This window comes from Desmonostoc muscorum LEGE 12446, from assembly GCF_015207005.2.
In the GTDB taxonomy this organism is placed as follows: Bacteria; Cyanobacteriota; Cyanobacteriia; order Cyanobacteriales; family Nostocaceae; genus Nostoc; species Nostoc muscorum.
The window spans coordinates 7,724,463-7,739,851 of record NZ_JADEXS020000001.1; the positions used below are offsets into that span (position 1 = coordinate 7,724,463).

Here is a 15,389-nt window from a genome sequence, read left to right on the forward strand (position 1 = left end):
TAAATCCCCGTTACAAAACGTAATTACGAATTACGAATTACGAATTACGAATTATTTTAACTCCATTTATGGTAACAACGAGCTGTCATCTCGTAAGGGTGAAAAACTTCTAAGAAGTTGGTCTGAATTGTTTGGAAGAAGGTCTTTACTACTTCTGGATCATCCATGTGCAAAGGATGCTGTTGATTAATACCTTTATAGAAACACCAGTTGAGAATCACTTTGCCCTCAGGTTTGAGAATTTCATGGAACCGTAGCAGCTGCTGACTGGGGTCTGGCAAATGTTCTAAAACGTCAAAACAAATAATTGTATCAAAAGTCTCTTCAACGGGTATTTCCTCAGAAAAAGTGATTTTATTACTCAACCCTAACTGTTCAGATCGATAACGGGCAAAATCACGACTAATAGGATTAATATCACAGTAAAACACTTGCTCAACTTGAGGGCAAAGGGCAGCAGCAATTGTGTGAGTTCCAATGCCACCACCAAAATCTAATACCCGACCTTGAGCATGATCTGCAATCAATAGCAGTGTTTTTTCAATATAGTCATACTCTGCTAAATGCCACGATCCTAAATCAAATAAGTAAACCTCTTTTACCTTCTCACGATAAAAAGCTGCTGCTTGTTCCCAATCAAAATCCTTATGACCTAACTCAGCCATTTGTTGCTCACCAGCCTTTAACTTCAACTCTAGTGTTTCGGAATCTAAATCCAAAAATCGCTGTAGATGTTGCTTCAAGTTAAATGAATCTGTCCAATGGCTACTTAAAAAAGATGGAACTGGTATTTTACTCATAATTTGTATTTATTTTTGTCAAAAATCTTAGTTTGATGAACTGATACAATCTCATTAATCACCGGCTTATTTGTCGATATTGCCTGTTCAATAATATCAACGGCACGGGGAACTCCTCCTGCTTGGCGAATTGCGCTTTGCAACCTGACAGCATTTTGTTTGTAAGATTCTTGGGTCAGTACTTTTTGAATAGCTTGACGCAACCTACTAATATTTAAACGTGAAGTGGTAATCAGTTGCCCCGCACCAGTCCAAACAATACGTGCTGCTACACCTAGTTGATCATTAGTAATAGGAATAGCAACCAAAGGCACACCGTTAGAAAGTGATTCCATTGTCGTATTCATTCCAGCATGGGTAATAGTCAAGCTGGCTTTTTGTAGCAATTCTAGTTGTGGCGCATATTTAACAACTAACGGTTTTCCTGGTAGGTTTGGCAGGGCTTCCGGTTCAAGTCCACCACCAAGAGAAATGACCAGTTGAGCATCTAAATCAACACAAGCTTCAGCAATCTGGTAAAAAATATGCTGTAGCCGATTTTGTAATGTCCCCATTGAAGCATAAATTAGGGGTTGGCCATTCAACTTCTCAAACGGAAAATCTACCGCTTTCCTGGCTGCGGAGTCCGAGTGAGGACCTGTAAAGTGGAGTATGTCTGCCAATTCACGTCTTGGGTATTCAAACTCTGGGGGTTGTTGACTAATGATTGCTAACTTGGAAACAGAGTAATAGTCATTGATATTAGAGCAGGGAGGCAAATTCCACTGACGGCGATACTGGGAAACTATATTCCGAATAGGTTTCGAGAACGCATTTAGGACAGCATAACCAGCACGGTTACGTAGCCGTGCCCACCAGTCTGGATTATACTTCCAGGTTGTGAAGTATGGAGGAATAGAGTCTTCAAAACCGTTTACTAATGCAGAACAGGCTGTAACAAATGGGATGTTAAGAAAGTCTGCTAAAGTGCTGCCTCCAAATATACCTTCATCGAATACAAGGGCTTCTATACCAGCTTCTTTAATAACTAATGGCGCATCCTGCAAAAAGAAAGTTGTTGTTTTTACAGATAAATTGGTAGTGTATTGTAATGCTGCCAAGCCACTGAGTTCTCCTAGCCGTTCATGTAATTTTGCCATTGCTCCCGGAGGATATTCAGAGGCAGATATGGCGCGAAATTCTAAACCAGCAGCCCTGACATTAGGTTCGGCATCGGCCATGCCCAAATACGTGACGCGATGACCACGCCTTAGTAGTTCACGCCCTAAAGCGGTCATGGTGTTGAGGTGACCAGTTGCGGCAGGGCAGATAGCACCGAAATGAGTCATACAATGTATAGACTCCACACATTATATTTGTCGGCTAACCACGCCACGAGGATTTCTGAATCTAAATGGAAAAATTCTTGTAGATGTTGCTTGAAGCTCAATGAATTTTCCAAATAGCTGCCTAAACAAGGCCACCTCAGCAATCTTACCATAAGTGCTTTTGTCTAAATTAAACCAAACTTGCTGATTATACTATACAAACCATGTTATTCTACTTAAGTTGGTTTACTGGTAATAATTCAATTGCCAATTGAGTAAGTAGGCGGCAAAATTGACGAGTATGTAATCAAAAATCATTAGACTCGTTCGAGTGAAATTTAAGTACTAAAGCACTAAAGAGAAAATTTTGAGTCATTTATTTTTATTGATCTTTAGTGAAAGTTTAAGTATTCTTAAGAATTCTACAATTTTTTTACCCATTGAAGTATTTGTTTGATTTATGTGTTATTCAATAATATTTCATATTAATATTACCTATAATTTATGAATATTTATCGTTCTATATTTTGGCTTAATGGTTTATGTTTATTACTGGTTTTTGCTTTGATTGCTCATGCCAAACTATTTAATTCATCAGTAGGAGGTTTATTTTTGCCGCCTCCTTCTCCAGAATATCCCAGTGCAGGTTTATTAACACATAGTTTTCAATTACTATGTTGTGTACCACCGTTAGTTTGTGCTTTTAGCTTGGGATTACTCAAAAAAATTTCCCCTCGTAATCAAAATAATAAATTTATTTTTTATTCGTCTTTATTAACAACAGGTTTTCTGCTCAACGAAATTTATCGAATTCATATAATTTTCTTGCAAGTTGGTATTCCTAAATTAGTAACTATCTGTTTCTACGCTATTATTGCCATATCATATGGGTTAGCTTGTTGGCGACAAATAAAATCAACACCATACTTCTTACTCACAATTGGGATAAGTTTATTGTTCATTGCTATTGCAGTTGACTCATTACACTTAAACGGTAATGCAATTCCCAGTTTGCTAGAGGGAATACCCAAGTTATTTAGCGGTATAAATGTTGCACTTTATTTTTGGGTTATTTGTTATGAGGAGGTACTAAATTCCCTGAAAACAGCGAACAGTTATCAGTGAACAGTTATCAGATAATTGTAGTGGTCTGTCCCATTAATTTTGCTGGGTCAATTCATCGAAAACGTCTCTTCTTTTTCTTCTTTCTTCGTGTACTTCGCGCCTTTGCGGTTCGTTATTTTAACCCCTCAGAACTTATGGGACAGACCACTAGCTTCCTAAAAATCAAATATGAGTCCCATAGCAAATTATGGAATATTTTGATAAAAATCATGGAGAAATTCCACTTTGGCGGGGTGAATTTCTTTTCAAAGTACACAGACCAATTGCTGGGATAGCTCCCAGAATGATTGCTGTAAGTCCTTGTCCACTCCAATACAAGATAAAATTACGGGTTGCTTCTGGAATGAAATTTTGCACAAGAAAAAGCAACCAAACCAAAATAGTAATTAATAAGAAAGAGATTGAAGGTAAAAAATTCCACCACCAAGCGCTTGCTGTATATCTTCTTAATACCAGCCATTGGCAAATCCCTAGCCAAATACCAGAAATAATATAAGCGATCGCAGATAGAAATCCCAAAATAAAAGTCTGTTCAGGAGATAAAGTTTGATTTAACGATGAGGCAAAGGATGAAATGTAGTTAATCCAAGCTGTAGAAACACCGTTGGCAATTAACCAACCAACACTAGTAGCAAATATCCATTGCCAACCAGATAAATATCGGTAAAGGACAAGGGCTTGGTCTGCGGCGAAAATCAGCGCAAACACAATATTGCCCAGACCTCTGACCACAATGCTCCAGGTTTGCAGCTCTAGGGATAGGTTTTGGAGAATAATTTTCTCTAAAGCGATACTGGCAACGCCACCGACAACCCATCCGATCAGCGTCATTAAGGTAAACTGAAAAAAGAACTTCTGTCGCTGCGATCGCGGAATCAAAAACTTTCCTGGGTTAGGCTCGTTATTAGCAGATGCAAGATGATCGGGACTGTTGGAGTCAGATTGCATAGGGGGACTGGGGATTAGGGACTGGGGATTGGGGACTGGGGATTGGGGACTGGGGAGATGAGGGAGATGAGAGAGACGCGGGGACGCGGGGACGCGGGGACGCAAAGAAAAACAAATGACAAATGCCCAATGCCCAATGCCCAATTCCCAATTCCCAATTCAATATTGATTCCTGTTTTATCCTATTTCCCAGTCCCCAGTCCCCAGTCCCCAATCCCCACTCCCCTTTTATTCTGAAAAAGCGTAATCCCAGAATGATAAGCTAAACAGTGGCATAAAAAAGTGACTTAGGATGAAGTGATAAATGGGTGTTTCGTTGACAACTCCTCATCTGTTACGGGCTGCTCGTGGTGAAGTAGTAGATCGTCCCCCTGTATGGATGATGCGACAAGCGGGACGATATATGAAAGCATATCGAGACTTAAGAGATAAGTATCCTTCGTTTCGCGATCGCTCGGAAATTCCAGAAGTGGCAATTGAAGTTTCCCTGCAACCCTGGAAAGCTTTCCAGCCAGATGGCGTAATTTTATTTTCTGATATTGTCACCCCATTACCTGGTTTGGGCATTGACATGGACATTGCCGAAGGTAAAGGGCCAATCATTCATTCGCCCCTCCGCACTCAAGAACAAATTGATAACCTGCATCCCCTAGAACCAGAAGCAGCTCTACCTTTTATCAAAACAATTTTGCAGGCGTTGCGGTCTGAAGTAGGCGATAAATCCACGGTGTTGGGCTTTGTGGGTGCGCCGTGGACATTAGCGGCTTATGCGGTGGAAGGAAAAGGTTCTAAAACCTATTCCATCATCAAAAACATGGCATTTTCCGATCCGACGATATTGCATCAATTGTTAACAAAATTAGCAGATGCGATCGCCATCTATGCCCGTTATCAAATTGACTCTGGTGCCCAAGTTGTGCAAATGTTCGATTCTTGGGCGGGTCAATTGAGTCCCCAAGATTATGACACCTTTGCTCTACCTTATCAGCAGAGAGTTTTCCAGCAAATCAAGCAAACCCACCCCGATACACCGTTGATTTTGCTAGTTAGCGGTAGTGCTGGTGTGTTGGAAAGAATGGGCAAATCCGGTGCAGATATCATCACTGTAGACTGGGCAGTGGATATGGCAGATGCACGGGCAAGATTGGGCAAACAAGTCAAAGTCCAAGGAAATCTTGACCCAGGCGTGCTATTTGGCTCTAAAGAGTTTATCCGCGATCGGATTTATGATACCGTTCGCAAAGCAGGGAATTGGGGTCACATTCTCAACCTCGGTCATGGTGTTTTACCAGAAACTCCAGAAGAAAATGTCGCTTTCTTCTTTGAAACCGCAAAGGAACTAAATCTGGCAGGAGTTAAAGGTTAGGAGCCATTCAATTTTGGATTTTAGATTTTAGATTTTGGATTTTTTCTGCAATCCAAAATCCAAATTCTTCTTGAAAGCCACCAAAGCTGCGACGCAAAATCTAAAATTTGCAAAGCTATCACCTATAAAGTTTTAAGTTGCAGCGGATTTCAAGAAACATGAAGTACACAAACTAGGACTAAAACCCATGTATAAAGCCTGTTTTACTTCTCTTGTCGCAGCGGGGCGTAGCCCATTCTGAATTCTGAATTCTGAATTCTGAATTCTCCTCTATCAGTTGCGAAATCCAAAGTTATTTTTTATTCTTAACTCCTGATTCGGAACTTTTAACTTTATTCTTAATTCTTAACGTTTAACTCCTAACTTTTTAGAAATTATTTATGAGCCAGAAACGGATTTTAGTCACTGGTGCAAGTGGTTGTATAGGTCATTATCTAACAGAAGCTTTAATTCAAGAAACAGATTACGATCTGTTTCTGCTAGTTAGAAACCCAAATAAACTGCAAGTTGATACTGACGCACGTCCAGGTATCAATGTTTTGCAAGGCGATATGCAAAACATTAGCCAATTTGCTGATTTGCTATCAACAATTGATACAGCAGTACTCACTGCCACAGCTTGGGGTGGTGAGCAGACATTTGATATTAATGTCAACAAAACTATAGAGTTGATGAAGCTCTTAGATCCAAATAAATGCCAACAAGTAATTTATTTTTCCACAGCTAGCGTTTTGGATCGGCACAATCAACCATTAAAAGAAGCTGGGGAAATTGGTACAGATTACATCCGTTCTAAATATGATTGTTTACATGAAAAAGAAAAACTAGAAATAGCACCCAAAATCACCACAGTTTTTCCGACTTTAGTTTTAGGTGGTGATGCGAATAAACCCTATTCTCCTGTCACATCTGGAATTGCAGAAGTTACGAAATATATTAACTTGATTCGCTTTCTTGATGCAGATGGTAGTTTTCATTTTATCCACGGGCGAGACATTGCCACTGTAGTACAATATTTAATCGCTCATCCTCCTCAAAACGATCAATCACGTCGGTTTGTTTTAGGTCAAGCAAAATTAACTGCTAACGAAGCAATAGAAGAATTTTGTGCTTATTTCGGCAAAAAGATTTACTTTCGCATTCCCGTATCTATAGCTTTAGCAAATTTGATTATTGTTTTGTTCCGCATTCGGATGGCTGCTTGGGATAGGTTCTGCATGAATTATCGGCATTTCAGTTATGAAAATGCGATTAATCCTAGCAGTTTTGGCTTGTCAAATTACTGTGCAACCATGAGTGATGTTTTGAAACTAACTTGAGGCTAGGTTGAAGAAGAGTTCAGAAGTCAGAATTTAGGGGTAAGAATGTTGTCAAAGCACAAAAAATGGGAGTAAGCCAAAACACTAAGGTAACCTTAAAACAGTATTTCATAAAATCTTGAGGCAACTCCAATGGCTTGGCAGCGTCCAGACGGTCGTCTTCCCTACGAACTACGTCCGTTCAGCTTTTACCCCAGTTTCACCCACTTTGCTCCCGGTTCTGTTCTCGCAAGATGCGGTGATACTCAGGTACTTTGTACCGTTAGTGTAACCAAGGGAGTTCCCAGGTTTCTGGAAGGAACAGGTAAAGGCTGGTTAACTGCTGAGTATCGGATGCTACCATCTGCTACACAAAAACGCCAAGAAAGGGAATTATTGAAATTATCTGGACGGACACAAGAAATTCAACGCTTAATTGGACGCAGTTTACGCGCAGCATTGGATTTTGAGGCACTGGGAGAGCATACGCTGACTGTGGATGCTGATGTGTTGCAAGCTGACGCTGGAACCAGAACCACAGCGATTACAGGTTCTTTTGTCGCCTTGGCTCATGCTATTTCTAAATTGTTGCAGCAGGGGACATTGGAGCGATCGCCTCTGTGTGGACAGATAGCAGCGATTTCCGTAGGATTACTGGAAAAAGAGCCGTTTTTAGATTTAAATTATATCGAAGATGTGGCTGCAACAGTAGATTTTAATGTGGTGATGAATCAACATCTGGAAATCATTGAGGTCCAGGGAACAGCCGAAGAAGGTAGCTTTAGCCGTAGTCAGTTGAATCAACTGCTAGATGTCGCCCAAAAAGGAATCGAGCAATTGTTAATCGCTCAACGCGAAGCGATCGCTGACTGGGAAAACCTATTTGTGGGCAATTTGTAATATATCATTAGTACCTACTGAAAATACACATTAAGGTAGCGCATCTGTGCTACCGTACTACCCAAAATTCAGTAATTAATTATTTTTATTAAATTTTATTAATTTTTAATAAAATCAGCCATCTGGCGTCAATCAAGCAAGTATTAAGTAACAGGATGTCAATAAAAATTAATGATGACAGTAGTTAGTACGACTGACTACTGACAACTTACACATGAAGGTGATAAGGTGCGTCTAAGTTTATTCAAGCTAGCTAATCTACGATGTTAAATGTTTCAAAAGTTAAAAAGGGGGATTGTAAGAAGTTCGGTATTGTATTGCCAGAAGCCAGCAATATGATGATAAAGCTATGAACAAAACGGTTGAAGTTCTACCGGATCAGCCAGCGCTGGTTGCAAGAGCGCTAGAATTAGTTCTGTCCAAGTTAGAAACTGCCATTGAGCAGCGGGGGCGATTTACCATCGCTTTATCAGGCGGCAGTACACCTAAGCCGTTATACGAAGCGATCGCCAATCAAAAATTGCCTTGGGATAAAATTCATATATTCTGGGGGGATGAACGTTATGTACCGCCAGATCATCCCGATAGCAATGAATTGATGACGCGTCGTGCATGGCTAAATCATGTTGATATCCCAGCTGCTAACATTCACCCCGTACCAACTTTAGAAGCTGAGCCAGCCCTGGCTGCTGCTAAGTATGAACAGCATCTAAAAGAATTTTTCAATTCTTCTGGGGCGGAGTTTCCCGTGTTGGATGTAATATTACTGGGGATGGGTGATGATGCACACACCGCATCTTTGTTTCCCCACACAGAGGCTCTGAAAGTACGCGATCGCTTGGTTACTGTAGGTAACAAAAACGAAAGCCTGCGGATAAGTTTCACATACCCCTTCATCAACTCTGCTCGCAGCGTGATTTTTCTGGTTGCTGGTGCTAACAAAAGACCAGCTTTGGCGCAAGTCTTTGCACCTGTAGCCGATGACTTCACTTACCCATCCCGTTTAATTCAGCCCCAAGGAGAACTTTGGTGGCTGCTGGATGCAGCAGCAGGTTTGGAACTCCAACCTTAGGGAAGAGGGCATTGGGCATGGGAAGAGGCAGAGGGGCAGGGGGCGAGGGGCAAGGGGGAAAATGAAAAATTACCTCTTTCCCCTCTGCTCCCTGCTCCCCTGCTCCCCTGCTCCCGCGTCCCTCCGTCCCTTCAGGAGTAATTGCTAGAATCGAAAGCTAAGGCCGCCCCTGGAGCTTGCCAATCCCACCATATTTTATGATGATCTTGAACAAAGGCTAAAATCGATGATCGTCTGCCCTAATTGCAATCATCCCAATCCTGACGGCGCTGTCCAGTGTGAAGCTTGTTATACGCCGTTACCAGCAACTACTCACTGTCCCAGTTGTGGGGCAACGGTGCAGGCAGATGCTGCGTTCTGTGGTCAGTGTGGCTATAACTTGCACTCAACAGGAGTTCCACATGTTCACGCCCCAGTGGCTGCAACAGTGACTCCCGATATGTCCGTAGAAGTACCGCCGTTAGTTTCACCCGATCCCCTTGTAGAACTTTTACAACCAGATGCGTTGGGAATTAGCGCCTCTGCCAACTCCCATCCTCCTGTTACCTCATCTTTACCACCAACAGCGGTGGCGGCTCCCCCAGTAACTCCGCCACAGCCATCTGTTACAGAAAACAGCCCCCCAACACCACCGCCAACTGTTGCAGTTCAACCCGTGGTATCTAGCCAAGGTATTCCTACACCACCACCTTTGGAACCACCACCACAAGAGCAAGCTGAAGTATCCGCACCAGCAGCACCACTAATGACAACTGCTGCGAGAACGCAATTGCAGCAGGTGAATGCCCGGTTAGTCCATGTTCAAACGGATATGCTGATTGAATTGCCGCAAAATCTCTCTGTGATTCATATCGGCAAGCCCAATGACCGGATTCCTCCAGATATAGATGTTTCAGGATTTCCCAATTCAGAAATTGTCTCGCGGATTCATGCAGATATTCGCGTGGAAGGAGACGCTCACTATGTTGAAGATGTGGGAAGTTCCAATGGCACTTACATCAATAACTTGCCCCTCTTACCGGGGAACCGTCACCGCTTGCGCCCAGGCGATCGCATTAGTTTGGGCAAAGGAGACATGATGACATTCCTGTTTCAACTTGCTTAGCGATTGCCAATTTTAGATTTTGAATTTTGGATTTTGGATTGAAGAGAAAATCTAGAATCTAAAATCCAAAATTAAATGTCCTCAAATTCATCTGTGGGGAAAATCTAAAATCGGAAGAATTCAGGAGCGGAGCTTTTGAAAGCTTCGCCGACCGTCAGAAGTTAGGAGTCATAATAGTTAAAGAACCAAGAGAACATTTAATAAATTAATATACCAATCACGCTCAATTCCTGATTAATGGGACTTACACATCCAGTACAAAATTTAGAGGCAGTTCATGAATTGCCCCTACGAGAAATCAAATATTTCAGGTCATTTTTGCGTAAATCCTGATTAATTCTGAGTTCTGACTCCTGAGTTCTGTATTGTAATCTAAAATCTAAAATCTAAAATTGATTTATTTATGAAGGAACCAAGCAAAAATTTTGAAAACTTGCTAACAACAGAAGCTCCGCCACTTGTAGAACGCATGGGGCTGAGGTGGCTAGTTGCAGCGGCGATCGCTACTGCTTTATTGTGGCAAGTTCCAGGAGGAGATTATATCTTATACCCATTTACAATCTTGGCAACTTGGTTTCATGAAATGGGTCACGGCTTAATGGCACTCCTATTAGGAGGACAGTTTCAGAAATTGGAAATTTTTAGCAATGGTTCCGGTGTTGCAACTTATGGCATTCGGTCATCATTGGGGCCAATCGGGCCGGCAATGGTAGCAGCAGCAGGACCAATGGGGCCACCTCTTGCCGGTGCAGCCTTGATTCTCGCTTCCCGCAGTTTTACAGCAGCTTCCTTGAGTTTGAAAATTTTAGGGAGTTTTTTGTTATTTTCTACATTAATTTGGGTGCGTTCTGCGTTTGGGTTGGTGGCAATTCCTTTGTTGGGTTTAATAATTTTGGGTATTGCTCTGAGGGCACCTCGTTGGGCACAAGGGTTTAGCATTCAATTTTTGGGTGTACAAGCTTGTGTGAGTACATACCATCAACTAGATTATTTATTTAGTAGCTCTGCTGGCCCCCTTGGACTCTCAGATACAGCACAAATGCAGCGGTATTTGCTTTTGCCTTACTGGTTTTGGGGTGGGTTAATGGCGATCGCATCGGGAGTGATTTTAGTCCAAAGTCTCCGCGTTGCCTATCGTTGAGCATAATAGTATATTTAGGCTCACAACCCAATTATGGCAAAAAAACTTACAGGGAAAGTTGCATTAGTCACTGGTGGCTCCCGTGGTCTAGGGGCGGCGATCGCCAAACGTCTGGCGGACGATGGCGCAGCAGTAGCCCTCACCTACACTACCTCGCCACAAAAAGCCGACGAGGTAGTGCGTGCGATCGAATCGGCAGGTGGACGAGCTTTAGCGATACGTGCCGATAGTGCCGATGTCGAAGCGGTAAAAAACGCCGTCGCCGAGACGGTGACAGCCTTTAGTCGTCTCGATATCCTCGTTAACAACGCCGGGATCGCTACCATAGCCCCCATCGACCAGTTCTCTTTGGAGGACTTTGACCGACTCGTTGCGGTTAACATCAAGGGTGTCTTCGTGGCTACCCAAGAAGCTATCCGCCACATGGGCGAGGGTGGGCGAATCATCAACATCGGCAGCGTCAACAGTGACCTTATGCCCGTTGCTGGCGGCTCTGTCTATGCTTTGACCAAAGGTGCGATCGCTAGTTTCACGCGTGGTCTCGCCCGCGATCTCGGACCTCGCGGCATCACGGTCAACAACATCCAACCCGGCCCAGTGGACACAGATATGAACCCGGCGGACGGTCCCTTTGCCGACAGCATAAAAGGAATGATTGCCCTCCAACGCTACGGACACAGCGACGAGATTGCTGGGATGGTTTCCTATCTCGCCAGTGCCGAGGCAGGTTTCGTTACCGGCGCAAGCTTGAAGATTGACGGTGGTTTTACAGCCTAATGGGTGGGCATGGGGATGAGGGAGATGAGGGAGATAAGGGAGATGAGGGAGATAAGGGAGATGAGGGAGATGAGGGCAGAACTCCTAACTCCTAACTCCTAACTCAGCACTCCAAATGCCCAATGCCCAATGCCCATCATCCCTGAGTATTTTCAAACAAGACTAAGCCATACTTCTCGCCAGTGGGTAGAAAGCCAATTCCTCGATAAACTGCTTGTGCTGCTTGGTTGTCCTGGCTTGTAAATAGGATGGCACGTTTTACTCCGTGCGATCGCACTTCTAACAACGAGCCTGCTACAACACTTTTGGCGTAGCCTTTACCCCGCAGCGCTGGCGGTGTCCATACTCCACCAATTTGGACAATATCTGGCAAGCTGGCATTAAACGCAGAGTAGGAAACTGGAGTATTTTCTGCTAGCAATATCCAATGCATAGACGTAGCTTGACGCGCTTCAATTACCTGACGGCAAGCTGGTCGTAAATTCGGAGTTTCTGTTTGTCCTAAAGCTTCGATATTATAGGCAGCGCACCATTCACTCAGTAATTCCAATTCATCTGCATGTGGTAAACGACACTGCACTTCTTTTCCTGCTAAGGCTGGAGGTATTTGCAAGTCTGCTAGCGTTAGAGAAAATAATATCTCAGACTCATCAAGTTGAGTTAGTCGGTTGCTAAGTCCCAAAACGCTTTTTGTCGCTTCAACTTGTGCTGCTGGGCCACTAATTCCAGCAATGGGGTGTCCAGATTGAGTTACTGCCACTTGCACCACCTCTGCTAAATGTACAGGGGCTTGAACTATTACCATCCCATTCCAAAAGTGCGCTGCAACTGCCACGATAGCTTCATTTATGTAGGCAGCTATATAAGTTCCTTGAAATCTTGCACCCTGGTCAACCAGTCCCGCAGCTCGCCAATTAGAGCGCAAAAACATTGAAGTATCCGCATGTTCCGAGAGGAAAGCTTCCAGTAATGGCTCATCTCCAGGTTGTAGGACTTTCAAGGTAGGCACAAAAAACTCCTCAGTGGGCATCGGGCATTGGGCAAAAGAGTAGAGATCCTAACTCTATTCACAAGTATCAAAGACTCATTGATTGTCTATAGCAAAAAGTACCCTTGAGAGTACTATTCATGCCCAATAGTATATTCCATTTCATACCAATTCTAATTGTACAAAATGCAGGATTCATACCATTTCACTTTTAAGTTGATACAAATACCTTGGTAGGGTAGCACAGCTGTGCTACCCTACGGTAAATCTATATTTATCAAGATTTTCGTGAAATGGTATGACGCATGAGATATAAAGAAAGAGTTTCTAGCTCCTGCCTCAAAAACCGTAAATTTTTACTTTATGCAAAAGAAAAAAACTGCTGTATATTTTTCGAGGCTATAGAACTATTATTTGATTTTTGAAAAGATATGTAGTGGTGTGTCAAGACTAAAATATTGCATTAAAATTTTCTGAAAAATTAAAGTTTAAAAACATAATCAAATTTTTCTATTGCACTATTTTAGCCTTGACACGCCACTAGAAATACTTAATTATGTTCAAAAATAAAACCGGATTCCTCTAGTACAGTAAGGCAGGAAGAAGAAGGTGAAACACTCAAAAAATCAGTTTTTTGCTTCTCTTAAATGCTATATTTATTCCTGCCTTCTTGTACTAGTACACTACCTTTAGCTTATGGACTCTTCGTAAGCAGACTGAATTGTGGTCAGTAACTTTGGAATATCAAATGGTTTATGAAGAAAATAGGCGATACCTAAAGATGAGGCTAATTTCTCTAGCTCGGTGTATGACGAAATTAATACAACTGCCAATTTGATTCTATGCAATTGCAGGTGCTGATAAACTTCGGCTCCTGTTAGTTCTGGCATTTGATAATCTAAAATCAATAAGTTTGGTTGCGATTTCAACACCTTTTCTAATGCTTCTTTGCCATCTCTTGCTTGAGTTATTTCCCAGCCTTCATCCTCAAGTACAATAGTAAGACAAACTCGACTACTTTCTTCATCGTCTGCAATCAGTACTCTAGGTTTCGCTGAATTTTGATCTTTCATAACTACTTCCTTCCCAGTGGGAGGGTACATCAAACAAGCATTGTTGAGTAACTCTAATACAATCCGAGTTAGGATAGCTAGGTCAGCCCCTTCTGGAGCGAGACGCACTCGCGTTCGGGGAAGTCAAAAGTCACGCATTCAAAAATCAAAAGTAAGAACCCCATAAATAAATTTAGGGGCTTGTACCTTTTTCTTTCTGGTCAGTAACTAGAGGCGGTAACTCGGAAGGAATTTCATTCAATAAAATGAGGAAATTGGCTGTCTGACTAATGATGTGCTTTTTCTAGTAAAATTTAAAGTCCTCTTGTTCATTTCTGAACTCAGGTTAGGCATCTCTTGCCAGCAGTGGCGGCAGAACCAATAGGTTTCTTGTAAACGAATGTGACGAAGCATTTGGTTTGAACAGCAAGGGCAGTTTGTCATAAAATTGTTGTTTTATTAAAAAAGTTAAACACAAAAAAGTCATTCGCTTTTGGCTTCACTGCCAACACCTTTAATTTATAAACAGAAAATAAAGAACTGATAAAGAAATGAAAGTAGTTAACAAGTTTTAAAAAATCTCAACAAGCACTGAATTAGCATAGGCTAGCAAGAACCGCAGGCATCGCTCATTTCCTAAGAGGATGTTTGAAAAGTCATCTTATTGGTAGCAAAACGTTCTAGATCCCCCTAAATCCACGCCACTTGCTCATGGGGGAAACCCCCAAAACCGCAGTGGCTCCCCTTAAAAAGGGGGACTTTGATTCCGGTTCCCACCTTTTTAACGGGGGTTAGGGGGGATCAATAAGTGCAAAGATACAGCCAACCACTTTTCAAACAACCTCTAAGACAACGTGAGTTCGATGAACCTCTCCCCAACCCTTCTCCGTCTCGGCTATAAATCAATACGCTTGGGTTAAGGAAATTTATTTGTTAAAGCAGGCAGGGGAGGCAGGGGAGGCAGGGGAAGCAGGAGGAGAGAAAAAAGCTTAACTGAACTGTATTGGGCTATAAATGATGCATTTTTGTTTAATCCGTTAGTAAAGTAAAATCCCAACCCAGCAGTTGAGCAACTTGAGCAGGGAGGGTAACTGGATTAAAGGGTTTGAGGATTACACCTGCAACTTGATACTGTCGCAAAATTTGCGAATCGAGCCATCGCGCTTTAGCACTGAGCAGTACTACAGGAATAGCTTGAGTTTCTGGATTATTTCTTAGTTTATTCATAAACTCAAAACTAGCCATATCACGGATTGAGATATCTAATACAATCGCATCAGGATTATGGCGTACTGCATTCTGCAATCCTTCTAATGGAGAATCTGCTGTCACCACATCCCAACCAGCTAAATCCTTGAGGCAAAATTCTACTGTCTCACGTACATTGAGTTCATCATCAATGAGCAATATCGTTTTGCCGATTATATTTACCTCCCCTAGCATATTCATGTCATTTAATACACTTTTGCAGTGAGATAAATTATTTTTATCTCCAAACAAAAAATATAGA

General features: G+C 42.2%; 14 protein-coding genes. 8 read left to right on the top strand and 6 right to left on the bottom strand.

Annotated features, from left to right (window positions below; translation table 11 throughout):
* Positions 1-56 precede the first annotated feature (56 nt).
* Both IQ276_RS31745 and IQ276_RS31750 read right to left on the bottom strand, forming a co-directional pair.
* Positions 57-800, bottom strand: a complete 744-nt coding sequence (locus IQ276_RS31745) for a class I SAM-dependent methyltransferase (RefSeq protein WP_193916248.1) — start codon at positions 798-800, stop codon at positions 57-59.
* Positions 797-2,128, bottom strand: coding sequence for a glycosyltransferase (locus IQ276_RS31750; RefSeq protein WP_193916251.1), 1,332 nt, complete (start codon positions 2,126-2,128; stop codon positions 797-799). The genes IQ276_RS31745 and IQ276_RS31750 overlap by 4 nt, the downstream gene beginning before the upstream one ends.
* A gap of 483 nt (positions 2,129-2,611) precedes the next feature.
* Here IQ276_RS31750 and IQ276_RS31755 point away from each other — a divergent pair, with 483 nt between their 5' ends.
* The gene (locus IQ276_RS31755; RefSeq protein WP_193916254.1) at positions 2,612-3,232 is read left to right on the top strand and encodes a DUF8692 domain-containing protein; all 621 of its coding nucleotides are present in this window, start codon (positions 2,612-2,614) and stop codon (positions 3,230-3,232) included.
* A gap of 207 nt (positions 3,233-3,439) precedes the next feature.
* On the opposite strand, the gene IQ276_RS31760 is transcribed toward IQ276_RS31755, so the two are convergent.
* Entirely contained in the window at positions 3,440-4,180 is a 741-nt protein-coding gene (locus tag IQ276_RS31760; RefSeq protein WP_193916257.1) for a hypothetical protein, read from the bottom strand.
* Between the two features lie 304 nt (positions 4,181-4,484).
* Here IQ276_RS31760 and hemE point away from each other — a divergent pair, with 304 nt between their 5' ends.
* The 7 genes from hemE (at position 4,485) to IQ276_RS31795 (ending at position 11,839) form a co-directional block, all read left to right on the top strand.
* On the top strand, positions 4,485-5,546 hold the full coding sequence (gene hemE, locus IQ276_RS31765) for a uroporphyrinogen decarboxylase (protein WP_190877969.1): 1,062 nt from the start codon (positions 4,485-4,487) through the stop codon (positions 5,544-5,546).
* A gap of 380 nt (positions 5,547-5,926) precedes the next feature.
* A complete protein-coding gene (locus IQ276_RS31770; protein WP_193923304.1) occupies positions 5,927-6,865 on the top strand; it encodes an NAD-dependent epimerase/dehydratase family protein in 939 nt (312 codons plus the stop codon).
* A gap of 132 nt (positions 6,866-6,997) precedes the next feature.
* Positions 6,998-7,744 carry a ribonuclease PH gene (gene rph / locus IQ276_RS31775; RefSeq protein ID WP_193923306.1) on the top strand — a complete coding sequence of 249 codons (747 nt, stop codon included), beginning with the start codon at positions 6,998-7,000 and terminating at the stop codon, positions 7,742-7,744.
* Between the two features lie 349 nt (positions 7,745-8,093).
* Entirely contained in the window at positions 8,094-8,816 is a 723-nt protein-coding gene (pgl, locus tag IQ276_RS31780; protein ID WP_193923320.1) for a 6-phosphogluconolactonase, read from the top strand.
* Between the two features lie 226 nt (positions 8,817-9,042).
* The gene (locus IQ276_RS31785; RefSeq protein ID WP_221708694.1) at positions 9,043-9,921 is read left to right on the top strand and encodes an FHA domain-containing protein; all 879 of its coding nucleotides are present in this window, start codon (positions 9,043-9,045) and stop codon (positions 9,919-9,921) included.
* Between the two features lie 403 nt (positions 9,922-10,324).
* On the top strand, positions 10,325-11,062 hold the full coding sequence (locus tag IQ276_RS31790) for a M50 family metallopeptidase (protein WP_235116141.1): 738 nt from the start codon (positions 10,325-10,327) through the stop codon (positions 11,060-11,062).
* Between the two features lie 33 nt (positions 11,063-11,095).
* A complete protein-coding gene (locus IQ276_RS31795) occupies positions 11,096-11,839 on the top strand; it encodes a 3-oxoacyl-ACP reductase family protein (RefSeq protein ID WP_190881780.1) in 744 nt (247 codons plus the stop codon).
* A gap of 136 nt (positions 11,840-11,975) precedes the next feature.
* On the opposite strand, the gene IQ276_RS31800 is transcribed toward IQ276_RS31795, so the two are convergent.
* From IQ276_RS31800 to IQ276_RS31810, 3 genes are all read right to left on the bottom strand, one after another.
* Positions 11,976-12,869: a GNAT family N-acetyltransferase gene (locus IQ276_RS31800; RefSeq protein WP_228043554.1), complete on the bottom strand. Its 894-nt coding sequence runs from the start codon at positions 12,867-12,869 to the stop codon at positions 11,976-11,978.
* Between the two features lie 647 nt (positions 12,870-13,516).
* The gene (locus tag IQ276_RS31805; protein WP_309245623.1) at positions 13,517-14,008 is read right to left on the bottom strand and encodes a response regulator; all 492 of its coding nucleotides are present in this window, start codon (positions 14,006-14,008) and stop codon (positions 13,517-13,519) included.
* A 900-nt stretch (positions 14,009-14,908) separates the two neighbouring features.
* Positions 14,909-15,328, bottom strand: coding sequence for a response regulator (locus tag IQ276_RS31810; protein WP_190881783.1), 420 nt, complete (start codon positions 15,326-15,328; stop codon positions 14,909-14,911).
* Positions 15,329-15,389 lie beyond the last annotated feature (61 nt).

What these genes read in the sequence shown, in the direction of transcription:
- IQ276_RS31745 (WP_193916248.1), bottom strand. Translation starts at nt 800, where the DNA reads ATGAGTAAAATACCAGTTCCATCTTTTTTAAGTAGCCATTGGACAGAT.
- IQ276_RS31750 (WP_193916251.1), bottom strand. Translation starts at nt 2,128, where the DNA reads ATGACTCATTTCGGTGCTATCTGCCCTGCCGCAACTGGTCACCTCAAC.
- IQ276_RS31755 (WP_193916254.1), top strand. Translation starts at nt 2,612, where the DNA reads ATGAATATTTATCGTTCTATATTTTGGCTTAATGGTTTATGTTTATTA.
- IQ276_RS31760 (WP_193916257.1), bottom strand. Translation starts at nt 4,180, where the DNA reads ATGCAATCTGACTCCAACAGTCCCGATCATCTTGCATCTGCTAATAAC.
- hemE (WP_190877969.1), top strand. Translation starts at nt 4,485, where the DNA reads ATGGGTGTTTCGTTGACAACTCCTCATCTGTTACGGGCTGCTCGTGGT.
- IQ276_RS31770 (WP_193923304.1), top strand. Translation starts at nt 5,927, where the DNA reads ATGAGCCAGAAACGGATTTTAGTCACTGGTGCAAGTGGTTGTATAGGT.
- rph (WP_193923306.1), top strand. Translation starts at nt 6,998, where the DNA reads ATGGCTTGGCAGCGTCCAGACGGTCGTCTTCCCTACGAACTACGTCCG.
- pgl (WP_193923320.1), top strand. Translation starts at nt 8,094, where the DNA reads ATGAACAAAACGGTTGAAGTTCTACCGGATCAGCCAGCGCTGGTTGCA.
- IQ276_RS31785 (WP_221708694.1), top strand. Translation starts at nt 9,043, where the DNA reads ATGATCGTCTGCCCTAATTGCAATCATCCCAATCCTGACGGCGCTGTC.
- IQ276_RS31790 (WP_235116141.1), top strand. Translation starts at nt 10,325, where the DNA reads ATGAAGGAACCAAGCAAAAATTTTGAAAACTTGCTAACAACAGAAGCT.
- IQ276_RS31795 (WP_190881780.1), top strand. Translation starts at nt 11,096, where the DNA reads ATGGCAAAAAAACTTACAGGGAAAGTTGCATTAGTCACTGGTGGCTCC.
- IQ276_RS31800 (WP_228043554.1), bottom strand. Translation starts at nt 12,869, where the DNA reads ATGCCCACTGAGGAGTTTTTTGTGCCTACCTTGAAAGTCCTACAACCT.
- IQ276_RS31810 (WP_190881783.1), bottom strand. Translation starts at nt 15,328, where the DNA reads ATGAATATGCTAGGGGAGGTAAATATAATCGGCAAAACGATATTGCTC.